The sequence below is a fragment of the Brenneria tiliae genome (genome assembly GCF_023347575.1).
Lineage (GTDB): Bacteria > Pseudomonadota > Gammaproteobacteria > Enterobacterales > Enterobacteriaceae > Brenneria > Brenneria corticis.
On record NZ_JAKPCB010000090.1, the window covers coordinates 1 to 20,111 of the forward strand.

Sequence of the window (20,111 nt, forward strand, 5' to 3'; positions counted from 1 at the left end):
TCAACCTCATGCCGTCAATGGCAGCGGGTCGAGGTGGTGATGTTGAATCCAGATAAGCCAGAAACTGGGCTGAAAACGGCAGCATAAAAACGAATAAGGGTGTCAACTTCGTTGACAGCTACCGATATCATGGTGGCGCGCGCCAAGGGGCTGAGTGAAAACAAGGTCCTTTACAAGCACGCGCTGCGTAACTGCGCTATTCCATTGCTCACTTATTTCGGTTTGCAGTTTGGCGGCCTTCTCGGCGGTATCGTCGTCGTTGAGCGGGTATTCAACTGGCCGGGCATTGGGTCGCTTGCCTTCGACGCCGTTGCGGCGCGCGATTATCCCGTACTCCAGGGCGTCATCACCGTACTGTCGCTGATGATCGTCGGCATCAACCTTTTGGTCGACATCGCCTACGGTCTTGTCGATCCGCGTATTCGCACGGAGTAATCGCTAATGGCTACCGCAACCTCACGCCTTTCACGTTTCGCGAACCTGGAATTCATTCTTGGCGCGTTACTCACCGTCGTTATTTGTCTTGCCGTTATTTTCTCCGACGTACTCTTCCCGGGCGGGGCGGAGAAGATTGATCTGATGGCGCGGCTTACCAAACCCTTCGCCAATGCCGCGCATCCGCTTGGCACCGACCCCCTCGGCCGCGACGTCATGGCTCGGGTTGTCGCGGGCGGCAAAATTTCGCTTCTTGTCGGCTTCACTTCGGTTATCGGCGCCGTGATCTTCGGCGTTATGATGGGCCTGATCGCCGGCTATTATCGCGGCTTCTGGGATATGTTGGTCATGCGGTTTGCCGATCTGCAGCTCGCCATGCCGTTTATCCTTTTGGCGATTACCTTTATCGCTATAGTCGGCGGTAGCTTGACCAATACGATTATTCTGCTGATCGTCTCGCAGTGGGTGCAATATGCCCGTCTCGTGCGTGGCTCGGTGCTGACGCTTCGCGAACGCGAGTTCATTCTGTCGGCGCGTGCGATTGGCGTGAAAGACTGGCGCATTATCCTCCAGCATCTGCTGCCGAATCTGGTCGGTCCGGTGATCGTGCTGATGACGCTCAACATCGCCAACAATATCCTGCTGGAAAGCAGCCTGACCTTCCTCGGCCTTGGCGTCGATCCGACCATTCCGAGCTGGGGGGGTATGTTGGCCGACGGCCGAACTTATCTGCAGACCGCTTGGTGGGTCAGCGTATTTCCAGGGCTTGCCATCCTGCTCACGGTGCTCGGTCTCAACCTGCTGGGAGACTGGCTGCGGGATGATCTCGATCCAACCGGCAGAACCTCAAGGTAACTGGACATGACTTCGATTTTCGAGAAATCCTTTAAGCGCAGCCTCGATCGGCTGATTGAGCGCGCGGTTCCCGGCCGCTCCTTCGAGGCCTGGACGTTCGATGACGCAAAGAGCCGCCGTATTGCAGAGCAGCAGCTGCACGCCAAGGGCGTCGCCGCGCGTATTCGCAGCGCCTACAAGCCGCTGCTCTTCGCTTTTCTGGAAGAGATCGACCTTGACGGCGTCTCGGCGATCCAGGTGCGTTATCCGGTGCATAAGCATGCGCCGACGAACCGGTTTCGGTTGGAAGCCTATCCACTCGCTGCTTTGGTCGGTGACCGGGCGATCGAGTTTATTGCTCGGGAGGATGGCGCATTTTTCTACGATGTGGCGCTTACGCGACGCGGAAAAACCGAAATATTGCAGATATTGGCGCCGAATCGTGTTCACTCCGATATCGTCGGCGAAATCAACGTATCGCCGTGCGGCTGGTACAGGCTTGCCGGAGAGGAAACGGGTGAAAGGTTAGAGACGGATTACGAGTGCCTTTTCAACGAAGTAGTCCAGGCTATCGCCGATCATGACTGGGGAGACGACGAGCCCTATTTCGAGGAACTTAATATCCGCGTGGCGCACCCGGCCGGAGACTTCCCGCTTGCCGTCGGCGATGAGGTGATCAGCCTTCGTGAGGCGTTGCACGAGGATTTCTATTTCTCGCTGCTGGAATTTTTCCAGAAGAAATCCGGCAGGCCGCTTGGAGATCGCGGTTTGAAGCCCGGCCAAATCGTTCCGGAAATCGTCAAAAGCGCAGGGGAAGTGTCGACTCGGGTCGCTGTCCGAGCGCTAACAACCACCTTTTTCGATGGCGCGGCCCAGACTATCGATAAGGCCGTTGAACCGCCTGCGGCGCGGCAGATCGCACAGCTGCTGGCCGAGATAGGAGGGGAAGCGTTCCATGTCCGCTCACGCTCGGGCCGGATGCTGACGGCCCGCTATATCGCCGGCAGCGACGCTGCCGTCATGATTAGCGGCGGTCAGCATCCGAACGAAACAACCGGCATCGTGGGTGCAATCCGCGCCGCGCGCAAACTGGCGGAAAAACCCGGCGCGCATTTCACCATTTCGCCGCTTGAGAATCCGGATGGATATGCGCTGCATCAGCGCCTGCGCATCGACAATCCGCGTCATATGCACCATGCCGCACGTTATACGGCTCTCGGCGACGATTTGGAGTACCGCACCCGCGAGAATGCCGGCGTCTATCTCAACGAGAAGGAAATACGTCTACAGGCGCAGGCATTGAGCGGGGCGAAGCTGCATGTCAATCTGCACGGCTATCCCTCGCATGAATGGACGCGTCCGCTGTCAGGTTATGTGCCGCGAAATTTCGCCATGTGGACACTGCCCAAGGGGTTCTTTTTGGTGGTTCGTCACCACAAGGGCTGGGAAGAGCAGGCTGAAATGCTGCTGGACCGCTTGACGCGCCATCTGAGCACCATTCCCGGCCTTCTCGACTACAATAATCGGCAGATTGTACTTTACGAAATCCATGCTGGCGATACCGGCTTCCAAATCATCAATGGCTTCCCCTGTTTGTCCTCCGTGGACGACCGGCATACCGTACCTATTACGCTGATAACCGAGTATCCGGACGAAACGATCTACGGCGAGGATTTCATCGCCGGCCATACCGCACAGATGGAAACCGTCGTGGCCGCCTATGATATATGGCAGACTCTGCGGCCGAATATCTCTTAAAGGAGTCGCTGAATAATCGTTTTGCTTATCGCCATGTAAAACTTCATTTAACGGCGCTATACTGGATAAAAAATCAGTACAGGGGGGTTAATTGGTCAGACGTCATACCGCGCCAAGGCTGGAATTTGAAGCGGCGGCTATTTATCAGTACCCGGAGCACCTGCGCCAATGGCTTGATGGTTTACCTTCTTTGCCTGGGGTTTATCTGTTCCACGGCGAGAGTGAAACCATGCCGCTCTACATTGGTAAAAGCGTGAACATTCGCAGCCGGGTGCTTTCGCATTTGCGCACCCCGGATGAAGCCGCCATGCTGCGTCAGGCGAGGCGTATCACTTTCATCAGGACCGCCGGAGAAATAGGGGCGTTATTGCTGGAAGCGCAATTGATTAAAAAGCTGCAACCGCTATTTAATAAACGCCTGCGCCGCAACAAGCAGCTTTGCGCACTGCAGCTTAACGGTGACAAGCCTGAAGTGGTTTACGCCAAAGAGGTGGATTTTGATCGCACATGCGGTTTGTTCGGGCTTTTCGCCAACCGGCGGGCGGCGCTGCAGGCGCTGCAATCCATCGCCGACCAGTATCAACTCTGTTATGGGTTATTGGGGCTTGAGCCATTGAGCCGGGGGCGCCCATGCTTTCGTTCGGCGCTGAAGCGTTGCGCCGGCGCCTGCTGCGGCAAAGAAAGCCCGGCCGCTCATCACCAGCGCCTGGCGGCGGCGCTGGAGCAGAGCAGAGTGGTGTGCTGGCAGTGGAACGGCCCGATCGCCCTGCGCGAGCAGGGGCCCGATATGGCGCAGTATCATATTATTCACCACTGGCTATGGCTTGGCGCCGTAGACAGCCTGAATGAGGCGGGGGAGTTAATGGTTGCCGCGCCGGGCTTCGACAGCGATGGCTATAAAATTCTCTGTAAACCCGTTATTAGCGGGGAGCATGAGATTATCGATCTTGGCGTCAGCCCGCTCTTTCAGGACTAAAAGCCGTTCTGAGGGCATTAATAAAACATCTGATTTTGACCGTCTGTTTCCTCGCGGCCGGAACAAGGACGTGCATTGGCCGCGACGGGCCTTCATAGCCGGGGAGAATCCGGATTAGACGCCCTTTACTGATTTCATCGTTCAGCACCGTTTCAGGGCCAAGGGTCACTCCGTACCCTTCAAGCGCCGCATGCATAAGCGCTTTCCAGTCATTCGCTCTGAATCTTCCCTCGGGTCTGACTTCTTCTTTTCTGCCATCTTTCTGAAAAATCCACCGGCAGGGCATGGATGCCGACCAGTGCCCATAAACCAGACAGGCATGACGATGGAGATCTGCCGGCGTTTGCGGCAGACCATGCCGTTCAATATACGACGGCGATGCGCATGCGATCAGCCTGTAGGGCGTCAGCGGCCATGCCGCCATTGAACTGTCGGCCAGTTCCCCAATGCGGATGATGACTTCAAAATCTTCTTCAATTGGATTAACGATACGATCGCTCAATGTCAGTTCAACCTGAACTTCCGGATAAGAGCCAAGGTAGCGTGTGATAAAGGGTGAAAGTACGTGCGATCCAAAGGTCACGGGCGCATTTACCCTGATGATCCCAGACGGAGTGGCCTTCATATTAAGAACAACCGCATCCGCCTCTTCCGCTTCCGTGAGCACAACCCGGCACCGTTCATAATAGCTGCGTCCGATATCGGTCAGATTCTGCCGCCGCGTTGTGCGGTTAATCAGGGAGGTGCCAAGGTGGGATTCAAGCGCCGCCACATGCTTGGCGACCATTTGCGGCGACATGCCTAACGCGTCCGCCACTGCCGCAAACGACCCCAGCTCCGCAGCTTTCACGAAAACTTTCATGCTGGTCAGCTTGTCCATGATTCCCTCCTGTTAGTTGTTTTTCAAACTACAATAATGCGCTTTATCTTTATCTGTGAGGGAATAATATTAACTTCTCATTGCTAAAACGCAGATGGAGTAAAAATGAAGATAGGCATCATTGGCGCGGGATTTGTCGGCAGAGCCGTCGCCACGCTCGCCATTAACGCAGGGCATCAGGTCATGCTGAGCAATTCGCGCGGACCGCAGACGCTTTTCAGTCTGCGCCCCATGATCGGCTGCGACACCGGTACGGTGACCGAAGCCGCCGGATTTGGCGATATCGTCATCGTTGCCGTTCCCCTGTCGGCCATCAACACCCTTCCGGCTGACGAACTCAGGGGAAAACGGGTCATTGACGCCGTTAACTACTATCCCGACCGGGATGGCAAAGTGGATATTCTGGAGTCCCGACAGACAACGACCAGTGAACTTCTGGCCGGTTATTTGCCCGAAGCTAAAATTACCAAGGCGTTTAATGCCATCCCCATGACGCAGCTTGAAAGCGATGGGCTCCCCGCGGGTACGCCGGGCAGGCGCGCATTACCGCTTGCGGGCGACGATGAGGAAGGTAAGAAGCTTGCCGCAGCGCTTTACGAATCATTTGGTTTTGATGCCGTCGACGCAGGTCCTCTTTCCGAGGGATGGCGTTTTGAACGGGGAATGCCTTCCTACTGCGTCCGCATGGCTAAAGATGAGCTTCAGGCCGCACTTTTAGCCGCTGAAAGGAACTGAAGCTTTATGGAGTCCGTGGCGATCGCATCCAACTCATGCGGGAGAGGGATGGTGGTCTGCGCTTGATAATTATTGCGCTGGCGCCATTTTTCCCTCTGTTCTAATTGTCTGTGCCTCCTCGATAAATATTTCCCGCGATACCTTACAGCCGACCGAAACCCTCTCTGCTTATATTGACCGTCAAGTGCAATTGCTGGCTCAGCATCTTAAAGGCTGGCGCTCCGATGAACGCCAGCCTGTGGCGCTGGGGCAAACCGTGCAAGGTGAATGCGTGCCGGCCAGCTATCTGCGGGACGGCAAACGCATCTGGCAGCAGCAGGCGGTGTTTGCCCTGACTGACGGGTCGGTATTGGTTTTTACCCAGAGTAAAAACGACAGGCTCAGCGATGCGGACAAGGCGTTATTCCAGGCGTTGCTCGGCAGCTTCAGTCCAGCCGACCATCAGTAAGGGATCCTGATATGTTTGAAGCCGCACGCATTGATGATCCTATCGGTCATTCCCATGCCATGGCCGGCATGATCGCCGGCACCCTGGTGGGCGGCCTGTTGGCTGCTGCCGGCGGTATCGCGGCCGGCGCGCTGATGATGGCAGGTCTGGCAGCGTCCTGCATCGGCGTCGGCCTGGTGCTGGTCGTATTGAGTTTTGCCGTCGGCTCTCTTGCGGCGGCGGCGGCCACGTCGGCGCGCGACACTATTGCCGAGGCCGGGGCGGGCAATATGTCGGTTAAACGAAATATCCTGGGGTAGTTGAACATGTTCAACCTAATTCGAAGGGTAAGTTTAGTAAGTATTCGCCTCCAGATATGACATGGCATCATGAAAATAAAAGCGGAGTGCTTAGCTTGGTTGACTACGATGATCATAGGTCATATCACAAAATCTACCATCCTGATGGCTCCGGTGGCCGAAAAAAATGGGGTGGTGGTTCTACTTGTCGCTGAAAACAAAAGAGCGGGTTATGAAGACGATTAAAGGCTTTGACGGTTTGCTATCTGTATATAAAGATCTGCCTAAAGTGGGTGGTTTTTATGTTGATGAGGACTTTCTTAACAATAAGGATGCAATAGAAAGTTCTAATTATTATCTTGCCGAATCAGAGGATGAGGAGATGGAAGATAACTATAAAACATGGCTGGAATACCCGACATTCAAGGCCATTATTCTAAACAAGCTGGACCATCATCCGAAATCCAGCAAAGATGATTTATTAAATGCCATAATCTATTATCTCGAAAACGATGATTTCTTGGATTAATAAAACAGCCGGAAGCGATCTAAGTGATTCTTCCGGCTTGATATTGGCTAAATTTAAGGCGAAACCAGAAAAAAGGGAAGAATCGTGCTTTAAATCAAGCTGTTCAACACATGATTGAGAGCCATGTTTTCCCAAGAAGACATTAAAATAGTCGGAAGATCATGGGTGGATTGTGGATGACTGGCTATGAAAATTTTTGATAGAGAAATGAAGCGCCTTCTGCATAAGGAGGGGCTGGATAAGGTAGACGTGTACTATGCAGATTACGACTCTTTTGAAGAGGTGCCGTTATTTTCGAGATGGAATCAGATTTCATTCCTTTCGTCGCTGTCATTCGATGAAAAAAACAAGTTGTTTATCAAGAAGGGCACTGAATTAGTATCTTATTTTTATAAGAAATCAAAAGAATACCTGGATAAGGATGAGCAGAAAGACTATTTCATATGCATGAGTTTGACTGGATGGGATGATTGTGAAGAGATAAATTGTTTGACCCCAAATATAGTTTTGTCTCGCCGCAAAGGCTGGTTGCTTACCAATTTAAAATTGAAGAAAACTGGGACGGATGAAGAGCGTCTGGTGAAGGAGTACTTGTCTTATCTGGCTCTAACTGATTTCGACGTGTTTGTTTCTGAGGGTGGTAAGGCGAACAAGAGGGTTTACGTGGTGCAGAACTCAATCACCGATAATTAATTCCCCCAAGAGCGCTTTGAGCCGGATAGCTCAGCACATGCCGTTCGATGGAAACAAAAACTGGACCGGTAACGCGCCTGGCGTGCTCTTCCGGTTTCATCCAGGCGATGATGCGGCTGACATTATTATTTGGGTCTTATGCTCCTGCGAGTTGTCAGTCCATTTGAATCGAAATCGCGGCTGGGCCAGATTTCAGAAGGGGAGAGGGCAAGTTTTTTGCGATCAACAACTCGCTTTTGGCCAAGGCCGATTCAGGGCATTTGCCGGCGTCGATGAACTGAGACCCGCTTCATGCGAAACGGCAGTGAGAGTGGTGCCCTTCTTTTTCAGGGCGGCGATTATGTCTGCTGGGCGCCAGTCACTAATAGGCAAGCGCTAGTGCTCTTTCGCCGTTCCCAACTGAGCGAGGCGCATCTCAAGGTCTAGGTTCTCTGGAAGGCATCATGCAAAGTCCTCAGGTTACGTAGCTGCTGCAACTCCAGGCCGGCTGACACATGGATTTTTGTCGAGCATTTATGTACAATTTGTACAAATTGTACATAGGAGGGGGCTATGCGAACGGTTACAGCAAGTGAGGCCCGGCAGGGGCTGGCCGAGTTGCTCGAGTCTGTACGTCGAGAGCCGGTCGTCATCCAGCGCCAGAAGCGGGATGTTGCCGTGGTGATGTCGATGGACGAGTATGAGCGACTGGTGCACCTGAACGTGGCCGAATTCCAGCGCTTCAGCGATCGCGTTGGAGCCCAGGCGAAGGAAGCCGGCATGACCGACGAGGTACTGCAGGGACTGCTGAATGATGAGGATTGAGCACAAACTGGTGATCGATACCAACCTGTGGATCAGCCGTTTGCTCATGCCTGGCGGCACGGCGGCCAAGGCGGTGGATCATGGGCTCGCTTGGGGCGTTCCGCTGATGACCGAGGAAATGCTGGACGAGCTGGCCGATGTGCTTGCCCGGCCGAAATTCGACCGCTATGTGACCCGGGAAGATCGCCAGCAGTTCTTGCGCCTGCTCGGCGGGATTGTAAGGATGGTCAGCGTAACGCGCCGGATCTCTGCGTGCCGCGATCCCAAGGATGACAAATTCCTCGATGCGGCGCTGAATGGCGAGGCGCGGCTCATCCTGACCGGTGACCTTGATCTGCTGGAACTACATCCGTTCCATAGCATCGAAATACTCGGACCGGCCGATTTTCTGAACTGGACTGTCGATTGAAAAAGCCGCTCTGTGTTGGTATCAGGGCGGGAGCACTCGAACTCGACCCTGTTGCCGATGGACTTAAAATTTCGAGCGAACTGACCACTTAGCTATAAGGAAGTATTGTTGAGACCAGCATAAAGCTATGTCGGAATCTCATTACATCGTTATTGTTCCGAGAATAATATGAAAAAAGAAAACAAGAAGACGACTTGTTCGGTTCAACCTGTTGCCGACGGTGATCTGAGGCAACAAATTGGAGACGTATTGAAGTGGTTCCACGATCGGGCATGGCCGCTGACCGGGTGCTTACTTATCGTGGTGGTAATGTTTCTTTTCAGTTTTATCCGCGAGGAAAATATTCCAATCAGCATCACGTCGCCGGCACTGGTTGCCTCGATACCCTGGCTTATGGGGTTTGTGATCCTGTTTACAGGCTTGATTGCTGGGCTGTTACTGGTTCCAACGATGACCCTCTTCGTGCCAGCAAAACGGGGGGAGTCCTAAACAAGCGCTGATGCGTATTGGTATATTTATTACACTCCTGGGATTCTATTCGCCTACAGGCTCAGCCCTGACGGGATTAGTTTTTGAAATGACATCGTCCGGGGCCCGGCGATGCGTGGTCCTGACTTGGACAGAGGACATGCCGGCAGGGTTTGGTGATCTTGTGAATAAGGAGCAGGGCCGAGTGAGCCTCCCGTTACGGCTGCTTATCGAACTCGACGGATCTTATCGTGTCCGTTTGCAAAAGCAGGCAAATAAACGGGTATATTTCGTTCCCGCCGACAAAATCGCTGCTATCGATGCATGCGAGTCAAACGGAGCTCAGACTGCAGTCAAGAAATAGCAATGTCGACATGAACGCCAGAGGTTGAGCGTCATCATAGCGCGTTAAATGTATCGGATACGGGGAGATTTCAGTGGAAACCGCGGGAGCAAGAAATGGTGCGTTCTAATGGACTCGAACCATCGACCCCCACCATGTCAAGGTGGTGCTCTAACCAACTGAGCTAAGAACGCATTGTGATGCTGGCGGCGTTAACGCCGCGCTGTCAGGGCGACAACGGGGACGAATATTAACGGGCTATACCGCGGCTGGCAAGGAGAAAAACGCAAATTTGTTCTGTGCGGCGCGCGATTGCTGCGCTTCTATCCAGACCGTGCTTTTTTTCATCATTTTCCGCGCTATCCGGCTGATTCCTTAACGGAATCTGCATTAGCGCGCGGCGCGCAGCAGGATTTTTTCCGCGGGTTGCCGCTGTAGCCAGCGAATGCGGGTGACCATCATGATCGCCGCCGCGGTCAGGCCGATGATAAATCCCCACCAAAAGCCCGCCGGTCCCATTCTGGGCACAAGATAATCGGTTAGCGCCAGCAGGTAGCCGCTCGGCAGCCCCAGCATCCAATAGGCGGTAAAGGTTATGTAAAAGATCGAGCGGGTGTCTTTATAGCCGCGCAGTACGCCGCTGCCGATAACCTGAATCGCATCGGATATTTGATAAACGGCGGCCAGCAGCATCAACTGCGACGCCATCGCCACCACCGCCGGCTCCTGGTTGTAAAGCAGGGCGATGGGCTCGCGCAGCAGCGTAGTGAAAATTGCGGTGCAGAATGCCAGTACCACGCCGGTTAGCAGTCCCATATACGATGAAATGCGGGCATTGTCCACCGAGCCTTCTCCCAGTCGGTGGCCGACGCGTATTGTCGTGGCTATACCCACGGAAAGCGGCAGAACGAACATCAGGGAGCTGAAGTTAAGCGCGATCTGATGACCGGCGACGTCCACCACTCCGAGCGGTAAAACCAGCAGCGCGACGATGGCGAATAACGTCACCTCAAAGAGCAGCGCCAGCGCAATGGGCAGGCCGAGACTAAACAGGCGCTTCAGCGTGTGCCAGTCCGGTGTGAATCGCTGCGGCGACCTGATATCGCGCAGCCAGACCGCACGCCTGGTATAGGCCGCCATCAGCAGCAGCATGATCCAGTAAACGGACGCCGTCGCCACGCCGCAGCCCACGCCGCCCAGTTCCGGCATGCCGAACTTGCCGTGGATGAAAATGTAGTTAATGGGGATGTTAATCAACAATCCGATAAACCCGATAATCATGCCCGGCAGGGTTTTCGACAGGCCCTCGCACTGGCAGCGTAAAACCTGATAGAACAGGTAGCCAGGTACGCCCCACAGCAGGGCGTGTAAATAGCCGATGGCTTTTTCAACCAGTTCGGGCGAGTCATTGTTCATCAGGCGGATAATATGCTGTCCCTGATAAAGCGCCAGCATGGTTAACAGGGAAACCGCCAGCGCCAGCAAGGAGGATTGCCGAACCTGATGTGCGATACGATCGCGGCGGCCGGAACCATTTAACTGGGCCACCACCGGCGTCAGCGCCAGCAATAATCCGTGACCGAACAGGATGGCGGGCAGCCAGATAGAGGTGCCTACGGCAACCGCCGCCATATCGGTGGCGCTGTAGGCGCCGGCCATAATGGTATCCACCACACCCATGGATGTCTGAGACACTTGCGCAATGATGACAGGAACCGCTAGCGCCAATAACTTACGCGTTTCAGACAGGTACTTCTGCACAAACACCTTCCTTGAATTGACCAACCGGATAGCGGGATAATTAAACCTGGATAAAAACAATGATATTGCCGATAGCGATAAGGTTGATATTGTAACGACTCGCCAGAAGTAAACCAGCTTGCCGGCGAATAAATTAGCGGTGGACATCATTGCGGTGAATATGCCCGGCGATTATTGGCAATGGGGTTTGGTTTTCAGCTTTATATGGGGCACACTGCATGATAGCGACCTATTTCAATCAGCGATGCGCGCGTCGGCGGTATCGCCCGACAGCTATTCCTTTACACCGTTTTAAGAGGCAAGCCTGATGTTTACCGGTATTGTTCAAGGCACCGCGCCGGTGGTGTCCATCGATGAAAAAGCAAATTTCCGTACCCATGTGGTGCAACTTCCGCCCGAATTACTGCCGGGATTGGTTCCCGGCGCTTCGGTGGCCAATAACGGCTGCTGCTTGACGGTAACCTCGGTGGAGGGCGACCGCGTCAGTTTTGATTTGATGAAAGAAACCCTGAGGCTGACCAATCTGGGGGATATTACCCCAGGCGATACCGTCAACCTGGAGCGGGCGGCGAAATATGGCGACGAGATCGGCGGGCATATTATGTCCGGTCATATTATCTGTACCGCGGAAGTGGTGAAGATTCTGGTTTCAGAAAATAACCATCAGATTTGGTTCCGCCTGGCGGACGAATCGCTGATGAAGTATGTGCTGCATAAAGGGTTTATCGGCATTGACGGGATCAGCCTGACGATTGGTGAAGTTACCCGCAACCGTTTCTGCGTGCATTTGATTCCCGAGACGCTGCACCGCACCACGCTGGGACAGCGGCGCCTGGGGCAGCGGGTGAATATCGAAATTGATCCGCAGACACAGGCGGTGGTAGATACGGTGGAACGGGTCTTGGCCGGCCGACAGGCGTCCGAACTGCTGCCCGAGGCGTAACGCGTAAATCCGCCCCCCGCCGGTTGGATAAGCGTCCGGCTTGCGGGGGGCGGTTTGCTATTTTAGCGCGGAACCCGTACGCCGCCCTCGATGCCGTTAACGCTGAACAGCACCTGCCACAGCTGAATATTGCGGGCGCGGAACGCGCCGGCGCAGGCATTAAGGTAGTAGCTGAACATACGGCGGAATCGCGCGGAATAGCGATCGGAAATTTCCGGCCAATGCTGCTGGAAACGCTGGTGCCAGGCCATCAGGGTGCGATCGTAATCGGCGCCGAAGTTATGCCAGTCTTCCATCAGCATATAGGGTTCGCTGGCATGGGCGATATGTTGTACGGAAGGAATGCAGCCGTTGGGGAAAATATATTTATTAATCCACGGGTCGACTTCGGAGGTGGTTTTTTTGGCGCCGATGGTGTGCAGTAAAAATAACCCGTCCGGCTTAAGATTTTTACTGACCACCCGGAAATAGGTGTCGTAGTTACGCGGTCCGACGTGCTCGAACATGCCCACCGAAACCACCCGATCGAATTGCATATCCAGATCGCGATAGTCCTGCAGCAAAATCGTGACGTCGAGATCCTTGCAGCGCTGCTGGGCTAATTTTTGCTGTTCTTTGGAAATAGTGACGCCCCAAACGGAGACGCCGTACCGGCGTGCGGCGAATTCCGCCAATCCGCCCCAGCCGCAGCCGATATCCAGCAGCGTCATTCCTGGCTGAAGCTGCAGCTTTTCGCAGATCATCTCCAGTTTGTCTTCCTGCGCCTGCTCCAGGGTGGATGCCTGTTTCCAGTAGCCGCAGGAGTACTGCATATAGGGGTCCAGCATCAGCGAAAACAAGTCGTTACCCAGATCATAATGCGCTTCGCCGACTATCCAGGCGCGTTTTTTGGATTGCAGATTCATCAGCCGTGCGGCGGCGACGCGCAAAATATCTTTCAGATGGTGAGGTATTTTTTCATCCAGTCCGGCGCGTAGTATGCGATGGAAAAAAACGTCCAGCCGCTCACATTCCCACCAGCCGTCCATATAGCTTTCACCCAATCCCAATGATCCTTCGCGCAATACGCGTTTAAAGAAATCAGGATTCTTGACCTTGATATCAAAAGGGCGGGAACCGTTGATTTTGACATCGGCCATGTCCAGCATTTCACGCACAATCTGGAACCAGGACGTATGATGACGACCCAGTTCCTCGACATCCTCTACACATGATGAACTCATAACTTCTCCCTACCTTGCTGCTCGCGAAGTACCCGCAAGGAAAGCATAGACAATTATTACCTATTAAGCGGTGTATCGGTGGGATCACCCATCGTCTACCCTCCGGATATCAGAGGAAAATGAAGAGAAAAAAGCCGGTACGCAAACACGTAGAGGCACTTATCCTTAAGATAAATACGCAAACTCCCTATGCGCTGAACACTCAAAGGATAGTGAAAAGATAATTTATGATTGTTGTGCTAAAAACTGCTGATCAGTTTATGACTGCTTCGGCCAAGGTACAAGTATAAATTGGCCGAAGCATTGTTGGCGTGGCGTGCGTTTCCGTTCTCAGGAGTAACGACGGTAATCGCGGAATGGACCGTCGGCCACGGAACGACGTTCGATAAGGCTAGGGTGAACCTCAATGGTCTGCGCGTCTTCCCGCTTGCTGGTGATGCGGTCCAGCAGCATGGCGAAAGCCGATTGCCCCAGCCGTTCTTTGGGCTGATGGATGGTGGTCAGCGCCGGGGTGAAAAAGCGGGAGTGGCGGATATTGTCGTATCCGATGACCGAAATATCCTGGGGAACGCGCAGCCCCAGCTCATCGGCGGCGCAGATTGCCCCCATGGCCATAATATCCCCGCCGCAGAACACCGCCGTCGGCCGATGTTTCTGCGCCAGAATCTGCTGCATCGCCTTATAGCCGGATTCGGGCTCGAAATCTCCCTGAACGATCCATTCATCGTGAATCTGAATATCGGCGTCTTTCAGCGCTTTTAAAAATCCAAGATAGCGCCCGCTGCCGGTATTCCGTTCCTGAATGCCGGGAATGGCGCCGATATCCCGATGGCCGCGCTCGATAAGATAGCGGCCCGCCATATAGCCGCCCTCAAAAGCGTTATCAATAATGGTATCGGTAAAATCGCTGTGGGCCTGCCCCCAGTCCATGACCACCATCGGAATGTTGCGATAGTCTTTCAGCATGGCGAGCAATTCAGGCGGGTATTCCGCGCACATGACCAGCAAGCCATCGACGCGTTTTTGGGCCAGCATGGAAAGATAGGCGCGCTGTTTATCGAGATTGTTATGTGAGTTACACAAAATCAGCGTGTAGCCTTTGGCGTAACAGCTGTTTTCGACGGCTTCGATGATTTCAGCGAAGTAGGGGGCTTCGCTTGAGGTCGCCAGCAACCCAATGGATTTGGTGTGATTGACTTTAAGGCTGCGGGCGACGGCACTGGGTGAATAGTGTAATTCCTTGATTGCCGTCCTGACGGCGGCCCTGGTCTCTTCGGCGACGAAACGTGTTTTGTTGATCACGTGCGATACGGTTGTGGTAGAAACGCCAGCACGTTTTGCCACATCTTTGATCGTTGCCATGTAAAAATGACTCCTGAAACGACTTATTACAGTCGTAAGTATATTGTTAATCGTTTGCCTGCGTTTAATGTTCTCTTCCCAGATAAAAAAAACAGGGTTTCAGAAGGAGAATGCCGAATGTTACACCTGAAGGGGCAAGGCTGGCGTTGTTCGACCAATACGCGGCGTGTCGTCAAACAGCGGATTTTGTCCGATTTGCCGCAAAAGTGGAAGCGGTAATTTATACTATTAGCGAGACGCCGGTATGAGATTTTTTTCTCAAACTATGGAAGACTGGCAATCGTGATATGCAGTTTTACCCTGAAGTTTGGTTGAATCTTCCCAGGACGGTCGATACTTTCTTTTGATAATGGGTGTGCGCAAAAAAGGAGACGCCTATGGATACTGACCTGAAGATGTCGTTGTTGACCACCATTGGTGCGTTGGCGATGATCATCGTATTTAGCTTTACCGCCGTACTGAATTAACCGGCCCTGGGCCGAGCCTCTTTTTTATCTTCGCGGACGGGTTTTAAGCGTAAAACCCGTCCGCATTATTTGCGCGCAGGCGCTGACCCCGAGCCGGTTAGCGAACGGTCTGGGGAGTGACCACGCGGCGTGCGCCGACATAGTGCTCCCGCCAGTAATCCTCGTTCAATTTACTGATACGAATATCCGCGCCGCTACGCGGTGACTGAATGAATTTCCCCTCTCCCAGATAAACCCCGACGTGATCGGCCGCGCCGCGCTTGTTGATGCGAAAGAACACCAGATCGCCGCTCTCCAGCTCGTTTTTGTTAATCGGCGCCGCGTCGCGCAGGTGGTACATTTCATTCGCCGTGCGCGGGATAGGGATTTTGACCACGTCTTTATAGGCGTAATAAACCAGACCGCTGCAGTCAAAGCCGGTGAACGGCGATGCGCCTCCCCAGCGATAAGGTTTACCCATCTGGCCCATCAGCTTATTCATCGCCGTTAATTTGGCATGCTGATAGCGTTTTTTATGCGCCTCGCTCAGCGCCAGTCCTGTTCCCGTTTTGTCTTGCAGCGCGGCTTTGGTTTTGGAGCGTGCGGAGTAAAGCCTGTGGCGGGTTTCCGGCGGCAATTTTTTAAGGTTTTTTCGCACCAGCGCCGGCGTGCCGCCCGTCGTTCTTGACGACGCCTGCTGCCGTTGATGCTTGGCGGCGCGGGGTGTTTTAGCCTTATCGGCGCCTGCATTGGCTTGCGCGCCGTTCAGCGCGGATTTTTGCGGCGCCGAATTCGGCGTATAAGGCGCCGCCTGCGCTAAATTCACCAACAGGGGGCTGAAACATAATATAAAGAGGCCGGTAAATAAGCGCATGATAGCAACGATCGGTAATAGTCCTTAAATCGCCAATGGCGCACAGTATTCCCGAAAACGGCATTATAAAACAGTGGGAATCTCTCTTTTCTTCATACAAAATAGTGAAAAAAAGTTAATGGTGGTTTTTTCGGTGGATTTATCGTCACTGCCGCCGTGAATTTCATCCCATAAGGCCCGCACCGCGGCGAAAATATACCCACATAAAAAATAGCGTTTTTTTGTGGCTGCCGCCCTCGGTACAATAACGTTGAGTGGATGGCGCCGTAATGGCTCATCTGATGTAAAGAAAGTGACGTTAGCCATCCTAAAGGTTTGAGGAAGCGAGAGAATGACGACAACGACAATTGAAAAGATTCAGCGCCAGATCGCTGAAAACCCGATTCTACTGTATATGAAAGGTTCACCTAAATTGCCAAGCTGCGGATTTTCCGCCCAGGCGGTACAGGCGTTGTCTGCGTGTGGCGAACGTTTTGCCTATGTCGATATCCTGCAGAACCCGGATATCCGCGCCGAGTTGCCCAAGTATGCCAACTGGCCGACTTTTCCCCAACTGTGGGTCGACGGTGAGCTGGTCGGCGGCTGCGACATCATTATTGAAATGTATCAGCGCGGCGAGCTGCAGCCGCTGATTAAAGAGACGGCGGATAAATACAAATCCCAGCAGCAGGATCAGGAGTAAGCCAGCCTGGAGTCGCGTGTACAAGCGCGATGCCTGCCGTATAACGAAACCTGCATAACGAAAAGAGAGGGGAGCGCAAGCCACCCTCTCTTTTTTTCAGCGGGCTTAGCTTGCCGCGGAGGCGGCTGCCGGTTGATTTTCATCCAACGCGAGCGGCCATCCGCCCATGCGCTTCCAGCGGTTGACCAGTTCACAGAAGAGCAGCGCCGTCTGATTGGTGTCGTAGAGGGCGGAATGCGCCTGGCTGGAATCAAAAGCGATGCCCGCGGCGATACAGGCTTTGGCAAGCACGGTTTGTCCCAGGACCAGCCCGCTAAGCGCGGCGGTGTCAAAGGTGGCGAAAGGATGAAAGGGATTGCGTTTCAGGCTGCAGCGTTCGGCGGCGGCCATGATAAAGCCATGATCAAAGGTCGCGTTATGCGCCACGATAATGGCCCGGTTGCAGCCCTGATCTTTTAATCCCTTGCGCACGACCTTGAATATTTCATGCAGGGCTTCGTATTCGCTGACCGCGCCGCGTAGCGGGTTGCCGGGATCGATGCCGTTAAACGCCAGGGCCGCGGGTTCCAATACTGCGCCCTCAAAAGGCTCAATGTGGAAATGTAAGGTTTCATCCGGCTGCAACCAACCTTCGGCGTCCATTTTTAATGTTATTGCTGCGACCTCCAGCAAGGCATCGGTTTTGGCGTTAAACCCGGCGGTTTCAACATCGATCACCACCGGGTAAAACCCACGGAAACGACCGCTCAGGGCGTTCAGGTCATTATTATCAGCCATTAGTCTCTTAATCTTTAACAAAATACAGCGCGTATTATGGCAAATTTTGGCGAGAGATGCAGTATGCGCGGGAATCCGGCGGGCGCCAATCAGGCGCCCGCCGAGATTGATTAATTGCCGAGCCCCTGGCCGGATTGAGATTTTTCTATCAGTTCGATTTTATAACCGTCCGGATCTTCGACGAACGCAATAATCGTGGTGCCGCCTTTGACCGGGCCGGCTTCGCGGGTCACATTTCCGCCCGCTTTGCGGATGCGATCGCAGGTGGCGGCCACGTCATCCACCCCCAGGGCGATATGACCATACGCATTGCCCAGATCGTAACGCTCTACGCCCCAGTTATAAGTCAACTCGATGACCGCGCCTTCGCTTTCCTCGGTATAACCGACGAATGCCAGGGTATATTTATACTCCGCGTTTTCACTGGTGCGCAGCAGGCGCATACCCAACACGTTGGTATAAAAGTCGATTGAGCGTTGTAAATCACCAACACGCAGCATGGTGTGAAGTAGGCGCATAATTTTAATTTCCTCGGTTGGCCGCCGTGATGAACGGCAACATGGCGAAAAAAAGCTAACGGATAAGAAGTATAGCGTTGTAGCTATGCCGAGTCCAAGCCATTGCCGGCCAGGCAGAACGATGACGTAGGAAAATCCCCTTTAATTACAATGGCTATCTAATTATTTCATCTGTTACTGTCAGCAAAGACTTGCCAGCGAGAGCGATCGAGGCTTCAATAAACGGGGTGGTAGAAGGAGGCGCGGTGCCTGAGCAACTTGAACTCTTTGCTGTTCCCAATCCTTGCCGTGGCGTTTGTCAGTCTGATGAGCGAGGTTTTTGCCGCGGTTGTTTTCGCAGCCGCAATGAGCGTTTTGGCTGGGGGCAGATGAGCGACGTGCAGAAACAGGAGGTGCTGCGTTTGTGCCGGCAACGGATGAAACGCCAGTTGCGCAGCGGGAAATCAGAGCCGCCCGCGGAGTCGCGGCAGCCGTCTTTATTTTAACGCTCTCTAAACGGTCACTGAATAAAATAAGCCCGAGATCATTTTTACCATCCGTTTATTTGGTAGAATCTCATTATTCAAAATAATAAAAATCATTTTCCATTTTTATAAATCAGAGTTGATTGCAATCCAGGGATATAACTTAGCATGCTAATTATAAGGAGAGTTTATGGAATTGCCATTAGGATCTGATTTAGCTCGTTTGGTGCGAGTTTGGCGCGCACTAATTGATCATCGGCTAAAACCGCTGGAACTGACGCAAACGCATTGGGTGACGCTACATAATATCTACCATCTTCCGCCCGGTCAGTCGCAGATTCAACTGGCGAAAGCGATAGGGATCGAACAGCCTTCATTGGTCCGAACGCTGGATCAATTGGAAGATAAGGGTTTGATTACCCGACATGTGTGCTCACACGACCGACGCGCCAAGCTTATAATGCTTACCGAAGCCGCGGAACCGATCATACAGGCGGTCAATGACGTAGTTAGCCGCACCCGTAACGAAATTCTATTCGGCATCACTCCTGAACAGGTCGATGAATTGGCCTTGCTGATTTCGCGTTTGGAAAAAAATATACTGGCGTTACATGAGAGCCAGTCTTAGTTCATTTTTCATCGCCGTCTTTGCGGCATAAGAAATAGTCTTTGACGATCTTGTTGGTTATATTTTTGCTACATTTTTAACAACAACGTAATGATTATTGATGGTAATCACCACCGTGCGGGTGGTGATTATGGTCAGGAATCAGCGAGGAGAAACGGTAATACTGCGGCCGTTGCTGGCCATCGCCACGCGTTGCCCGGCGCTGAATCTGGTGTCGCCCTGTTTTTGAACCACCATAATGGTGCTGCCGTCATCCTTACGGATTTCCAGCTCCACGCCTTGAGTCCGATTTAGCGCGCCCGTAGCGCTTTGACCGGCTACGCCACCCGCAACCGCGCCTGCGGCCGTTGCCAGACTACGGCCGGATCCCCCTCCGACGGTGTTGCCCAGAAAGCCCCCCAAAACCGCACCGCCAAGCGCGCCGATGATGTTGGAGTCCTCACCCGCCTGAATTTGTATCGGACGCGTTGATACGATGGTGCCGTAGGTGACGGTTTGCACCTGCTTGGCTTCGGATGCGCTGTAAACATCTCCTGAAAGCGTACTGGTATTGGCGCAACCAGCCAGGGTGATACCAGCTAGGGTAACCACAAGCAAACGCTTCATCATAATAAATACTCCTGTAATGGCGATATGTCGGGTTGGCTCTGCCTCGGCCGACGATGGTATACGGTTAAATTATGGTCTGGCTTAATGTTCCATTCCACTCTTTTTACTCTTTTTTGCAGAATATAATAGTGTCTTTAAATTGATGGTAAACGGAGAGAAAAATCCGCCGTCCCGGTTTTTGCTATACTGCACCTCATCACCCGGCCACATTTTTAACAAAAATTCAACCGCGAT

Annotated in this window: 25 protein-coding genes, 1 tRNA gene and 2 pseudogenes; 18 read left to right on the forward strand and 10 right to left on the reverse strand. The window is 53.3% G+C overall.

Features of this window, described 5'->3' with window-relative positions:
* The first annotated feature begins 111 nt into the window (after nt 1–111).
* The 4 genes from MFP24_RS04720 (at nt 112) to cho (ending at nt 4,003) form a co-directional block, all read left to right on the forward strand.
* On the forward strand, nt 112–435 hold the full coding sequence (locus MFP24_RS04720) for an ABC transporter permease subunit (RefSeq protein WP_249229551.1): 324 nt from the start codon (nt 112–114) through the stop codon (nt 433–435).
* 6 nt (nt 436–441) lie between these two features.
* Nucleotides 442–1,290 carry an ABC transporter permease gene (locus tag MFP24_RS04725; RefSeq protein WP_249229550.1) on the forward strand — a complete coding sequence of 283 codons (849 nt, stop codon included), beginning with the start codon at nt 442–444 and terminating at the stop codon, nt 1,288–1,290.
* A gap of 6 nt (nt 1,291–1,296) precedes the next feature.
* Nucleotides 1,297–3,027 carry a M14 family metallopeptidase gene (locus tag MFP24_RS04730; protein ID WP_249229549.1) on the forward strand — a complete coding sequence of 577 codons (1,731 nt, stop codon included), beginning with the start codon at nt 1,297–1,299 and terminating at the stop codon, nt 3,025–3,027.
* 91 nt (nt 3,028–3,118) lie between these two features.
* Complete coding sequence (cho, locus tag MFP24_RS04735) at nt 3,119–4,003, forward strand: excinuclease Cho (RefSeq protein ID WP_249229548.1); 885 nt, start codon at nt 3,119–3,121, stop codon at nt 4,001–4,003.
* Here cho and MFP24_RS04740 read toward each other — a convergent pair.
* On the reverse strand, nt 3,981–4,883 hold the full coding sequence (locus MFP24_RS04740; protein ID WP_249229547.1) for a LysR family transcriptional regulator: 903 nt from the start codon (nt 4,881–4,883) through the stop codon (nt 3,981–3,983). The genes cho and MFP24_RS04740 overlap by 23 nt on opposite strands.
* Nucleotides 4,884–4,988: 105 nt before the next feature.
* Between MFP24_RS04740 and MFP24_RS04745 the strand changes: the two genes are divergently transcribed.
* The 6 genes and pseudogenes from MFP24_RS04745 (at nt 4,989) to MFP24_RS04770 (ending at nt 7,566) form a co-directional block, all read left to right on the forward strand.
* A complete protein-coding gene (locus MFP24_RS04745) occupies nt 4,989–5,618 on the forward strand; it encodes an NADPH-dependent F420 reductase (RefSeq protein WP_249229546.1) in 630 nt (209 codons plus the stop codon).
* A 127-nt stretch (nt 5,619–5,745) separates the two neighbouring features.
* The gene (locus tag MFP24_RS23980) at nt 5,746–6,066 is read left to right on the forward strand and encodes a DcrB-related protein (protein ID WP_318011318.1); all 321 of its coding nucleotides are present in this window, start codon (nt 5,746–5,748) and stop codon (nt 6,064–6,066) included.
* 11 nt (nt 6,067–6,077) lie between these two features.
* On the forward strand, nt 6,078–6,365 hold the full coding sequence (locus tag MFP24_RS04755) for a hypothetical protein (RefSeq protein ID WP_318011314.1): 288 nt from the start codon (nt 6,078–6,080) through the stop codon (nt 6,363–6,365).
* 53 nt (nt 6,366–6,418) lie between these two features.
* Nucleotides 6,419–6,559, forward strand: a pseudogene (locus MFP24_RS04760) (HNH endonuclease); the annotation flags it as partial.
* Nucleotides 6,560–6,576: 17 nt separating this feature from the next.
* Nucleotides 6,577–6,873 carry a DUF7716 domain-containing protein gene (locus MFP24_RS04765; protein WP_249229544.1) on the forward strand — a complete coding sequence of 99 codons (297 nt, stop codon included), beginning with the start codon at nt 6,577–6,579 and terminating at the stop codon, nt 6,871–6,873.
* Nucleotides 6,874–7,059: 186 nt separating this feature from the next.
* The gene (locus MFP24_RS04770; protein WP_249229543.1) at nt 7,060–7,566 is read left to right on the forward strand and encodes an Imm15 family immunity protein; all 507 of its coding nucleotides are present in this window, start codon (nt 7,060–7,062) and stop codon (nt 7,564–7,566) included.
* 125 nt (nt 7,567–7,691) lie between these two features.
* Here the strand turns inward: MFP24_RS04770 and MFP24_RS04775 are convergent.
* Nucleotides 7,692–7,938: pseudogene (locus MFP24_RS04775) on the reverse strand (helix-turn-helix domain-containing protein).
* A 180-nt stretch (nt 7,939–8,118) separates the two neighbouring features.
* Between MFP24_RS04775 and MFP24_RS04780 the strand changes: the two are divergent.
* The 3 genes from MFP24_RS04780 to MFP24_RS04790 all read left to right on the forward strand — a co-directional run bounded on the left by MFP24_RS04780 (nt 8,119) and on the right by MFP24_RS04790 (nt 9,268).
* Complete coding sequence (locus MFP24_RS04780; RefSeq protein ID WP_263458405.1) at nt 8,119–8,370, forward strand: type II toxin-antitoxin system Phd/YefM family antitoxin; 252 nt, start codon at nt 8,119–8,121, stop codon at nt 8,368–8,370.
* Nucleotides 8,357–8,779: a putative toxin-antitoxin system toxin component, PIN family gene (locus tag MFP24_RS04785; RefSeq protein WP_249229541.1), complete on the forward strand. Its 423-nt coding sequence runs from the start codon at nt 8,357–8,359 to the stop codon at nt 8,777–8,779. The genes MFP24_RS04780 and MFP24_RS04785 overlap by 14 nt, the downstream gene beginning before the upstream one ends.
* Before the next feature lie 168 nt (nt 8,780–8,947).
* A complete protein-coding gene (locus MFP24_RS04790) occupies nt 8,948–9,268 on the forward strand; it encodes a hypothetical protein (protein ID WP_249229540.1) in 321 nt (106 codons plus the stop codon).
* A 439-nt stretch (nt 9,269–9,707) separates the two neighbouring features.
* Here MFP24_RS04790 and MFP24_RS04795 read toward each other — a convergent pair.
* Both MFP24_RS04795 and MFP24_RS04800 read right to left on the reverse strand, forming a co-directional pair.
* Nucleotides 9,708–9,784, reverse strand: a tRNA-Val gene (locus MFP24_RS04795).
* 196 nt (nt 9,785–9,980) lie between these two features.
* Nucleotides 9,981–11,351 (reverse strand): MATE family efflux transporter, encoded by a 1,371-nt coding sequence (locus tag MFP24_RS04800; RefSeq protein ID WP_249229539.1) that lies wholly within the window; start codon nt 11,349–11,351, stop codon nt 9,981–9,983.
* A 307-nt stretch (nt 11,352–11,658) separates the two neighbouring features.
* On the opposite strand from MFP24_RS04800, the gene MFP24_RS04805 reads away from it, so the two are divergent.
* Nucleotides 11,659–12,294, forward strand: coding sequence for a riboflavin synthase subunit alpha (locus MFP24_RS04805; RefSeq protein WP_249229538.1), 636 nt, complete (start codon nt 11,659–11,661; stop codon nt 12,292–12,294).
* 62 nt (nt 12,295–12,356) lie between these two features.
* Here MFP24_RS04805 and cfa read toward each other — a convergent pair whose 3' ends face one another.
* Entirely contained in the window at nt 12,357–13,517 is a 1,161-nt protein-coding gene (gene cfa / locus MFP24_RS04810; RefSeq protein ID WP_249229537.1) for a cyclopropane fatty acyl phospholipid synthase, read from the reverse strand.
* Between the two features lie 330 nt (nt 13,518–13,847).
* Nucleotides 13,848–14,879 (reverse strand): HTH-type transcriptional repressor PurR, encoded by a 1,032-nt coding sequence (gene purR, locus MFP24_RS04815; protein WP_249229536.1) that lies wholly within the window; start codon nt 14,877–14,879, stop codon nt 13,848–13,850.
* A gap of 377 nt (nt 14,880–15,256) precedes the next feature.
* Here purR and cydH point away from each other — a divergent pair, with 377 nt between their 5' ends.
* Nucleotides 15,257–15,346 (forward strand): cytochrome bd-I oxidase subunit CydH, encoded by a 90-nt coding sequence (gene cydH / locus MFP24_RS04820; protein ID WP_249229535.1) that lies wholly within the window; start codon nt 15,257–15,259, stop codon nt 15,344–15,346.
* 97 nt (nt 15,347–15,443) lie between these two features.
* Here the strand turns inward: cydH and MFP24_RS04825 are convergent, their stop codons facing one another.
* Entirely contained in the window at nt 15,444–16,199 is a 756-nt protein-coding gene (locus tag MFP24_RS04825; RefSeq protein WP_249229534.1) for a C40 family peptidase, read from the reverse strand.
* 331 nt (nt 16,200–16,530) lie between these two features.
* Between MFP24_RS04825 and MFP24_RS04830 the strand changes: the two genes are divergently transcribed.
* On the forward strand, nt 16,531–16,881 hold the full coding sequence (locus MFP24_RS04830; protein ID WP_009112939.1) for a Grx4 family monothiol glutaredoxin: 351 nt from the start codon (nt 16,531–16,533) through the stop codon (nt 16,879–16,881).
* 105 nt (nt 16,882–16,986) lie between these two features.
* Here MFP24_RS04830 and rnt read toward each other — a convergent pair whose 3' ends face one another.
* Entirely contained in the window at nt 16,987–17,658 is a 672-nt protein-coding gene (rnt, locus tag MFP24_RS04835) for a ribonuclease T (protein WP_249229533.1), read from the reverse strand.
* A 110-nt stretch (nt 17,659–17,768) separates the two neighbouring features.
* Complete coding sequence (gene gloA / locus MFP24_RS04840; RefSeq protein ID WP_136166291.1) at nt 17,769–18,176, reverse strand: lactoylglutathione lyase; 408 nt, start codon at nt 18,174–18,176, stop codon at nt 17,769–17,771.
* Nucleotides 18,177–18,421: 245 nt separating this feature from the next.
* On the opposite strand from gloA, the gene MFP24_RS04845 reads away from it, so the two are divergent.
* The gene (locus MFP24_RS04845; protein WP_249229532.1) at nt 18,422–18,661 is read left to right on the forward strand and encodes a DUF1289 domain-containing protein; all 240 of its coding nucleotides are present in this window, start codon (nt 18,422–18,424) and stop codon (nt 18,659–18,661) included.
* 169 nt (nt 18,662–18,830) lie between these two features.
* Nucleotides 18,831–19,268, forward strand: a complete 438-nt coding sequence (slyA, locus tag MFP24_RS04850; RefSeq protein WP_249229531.1) for a transcriptional regulator SlyA — start codon at nt 18,831–18,833, stop codon at nt 19,266–19,268.
* A gap of 141 nt (nt 19,269–19,409) precedes the next feature.
* Here slyA and MFP24_RS04855 read toward each other — a convergent pair whose 3' ends face one another.
* Nucleotides 19,410–19,877 carry an outer membrane lipoprotein gene (locus tag MFP24_RS04855; RefSeq protein WP_136166288.1) on the reverse strand — a complete coding sequence of 156 codons (468 nt, stop codon included), beginning with the start codon at nt 19,875–19,877 and terminating at the stop codon, nt 19,410–19,412.
* Between the last annotated feature and the right edge of the window lie 234 nt (nt 19,878–20,111).

Coding starts and splice junctions, on each gene's coding strand:
- MFP24_RS04725 (WP_249229550.1), top strand. CDS start 442: ATGGCTACCGCAACCTCACGCCTTTCACGTTTCGCGAACCTGGAATTC.
- MFP24_RS04805 (WP_249229538.1), top strand. CDS start 11,659: ATGTTTACCGGTATTGTTCAAGGCACCGCGCCGGTGGTGTCCATCGAT.
- MFP24_RS04745 (WP_249229546.1), top strand. CDS start 4,989: ATGAAGATAGGCATCATTGGCGCGGGATTTGTCGGCAGAGCCGTCGCC.
- cydH (WP_249229535.1), top strand. CDS start 15,257: ATGGATACTGACCTGAAGATGTCGTTGTTGACCACCATTGGTGCGTTG.
- slyA (WP_249229531.1), top strand. CDS start 18,831: ATGGAATTGCCATTAGGATCTGATTTAGCTCGTTTGGTGCGAGTTTGG.
- gloA (WP_136166291.1), bottom strand. CDS start 18,176: ATGCGCCTACTTCACACCATGCTGCGTGTTGGTGATTTACAACGCTCA.
- cfa (WP_249229537.1), bottom strand. CDS start 13,517: ATGAGTTCATCATGTGTAGAGGATGTCGAGGAACTGGGTCGTCATCAT.
- MFP24_RS04755 (WP_318011314.1), top strand. CDS start 6,078: ATGTTTGAAGCCGCACGCATTGATGATCCTATCGGTCATTCCCATGCC.
- purR (WP_249229536.1), bottom strand. CDS start 14,879: ATGGCAACGATCAAAGATGTGGCAAAACGTGCTGGCGTTTCTACCACA.
- MFP24_RS04765 (WP_249229544.1), top strand. CDS start 6,577: ATGAAGACGATTAAAGGCTTTGACGGTTTGCTATCTGTATATAAAGAT.
- MFP24_RS04770 (WP_249229543.1), top strand. CDS start 7,060: ATGAAAATTTTTGATAGAGAAATGAAGCGCCTTCTGCATAAGGAGGGG.
- MFP24_RS04825 (WP_249229534.1), bottom strand. CDS start 16,199: ATGCGCTTATTTACCGGCCTCTTTATATTATGTTTCAGCCCCCTGTTG.
- MFP24_RS04855 (WP_136166288.1), bottom strand. CDS start 19,877: ATGATGAAGCGTTTGCTTGTGGTTACCCTAGCTGGTATCACCCTGGCT.
- MFP24_RS04785 (WP_249229541.1), top strand. CDS start 8,357: ATGATGAGGATTGAGCACAAACTGGTGATCGATACCAACCTGTGGATC.
- MFP24_RS04740 (WP_249229547.1), bottom strand. CDS start 4,883: ATGGACAAGCTGACCAGCATGAAAGTTTTCGTGAAAGCTGCGGAGCTG.
- MFP24_RS04780 (WP_263458405.1), top strand. CDS start 8,119: ATGCGAACGGTTACAGCAAGTGAGGCCCGGCAGGGGCTGGCCGAGTTG.
- rnt (WP_249229533.1), bottom strand. CDS start 17,658: ATGGCTGATAATAATGACCTGAACGCCCTGAGCGGTCGTTTCCGTGGG.
- MFP24_RS04830 (WP_009112939.1), top strand. CDS start 16,531: ATGACGACAACGACAATTGAAAAGATTCAGCGCCAGATCGCTGAAAAC.
- MFP24_RS04790 (WP_249229540.1), top strand. CDS start 8,948: ATGAAAAAAGAAAACAAGAAGACGACTTGTTCGGTTCAACCTGTTGCC.
- MFP24_RS04730 (WP_249229549.1), top strand. CDS start 1,297: ATGACTTCGATTTTCGAGAAATCCTTTAAGCGCAGCCTCGATCGGCTG.